Genomic DNA, 307 nt, shown 5'->3' with positions numbered 1-307 from the left:
CCCCGCCCCCGCCCCCCCCCCCCGCGGGCGGCGCGCCCCCCCCCCGCGAGCGGGCCCCGCGCCCCCCCCCCCGGGGGGTCGCTACCGGCCGGGCCTCCCCGGCCCCGGCACCGGGGCCGTCAGCACTGGCCGTCCGCGATGACGTAGGTGTTGGTCCCGGTCTGCTGCAGGGTGTGGACGACGTAGGTGTTCCACAGCCCCATGGCCTGGTTGGAACCGTTGGCGTAGACGTAGCCGCCGCTCTGGTGCGCGCGGCCGGCGACGGTCTGGTTGTAGTTGTTGTCGGTGAAGCACGGGGCCTTGGCGC

The 307-nt window shown here is 77.2% G+C and carries 1 pseudogene; it reads right to left on the bottom strand.

What is annotated here, in order from left to right:
• Positions 1-119: 119 nt before the first annotated feature.
• Positions 120-307 (bottom strand): annotated as a pseudogene (locus tag ACFV0G_RS38540) (esterase); the annotation flags it as partial.

This window comes from Kitasatospora sp. NPDC059571 (assembly GCF_042735675.1).
In the GTDB taxonomy this organism is placed as follows: domain Bacteria; phylum Actinomycetota; class Actinomycetes; order Streptomycetales; family Streptomycetaceae; genus Kitasatospora.
Note: the sequence above shows the minus strand (reverse complement) of the source record. Positions and strands in the feature narration are given on the sequence as shown.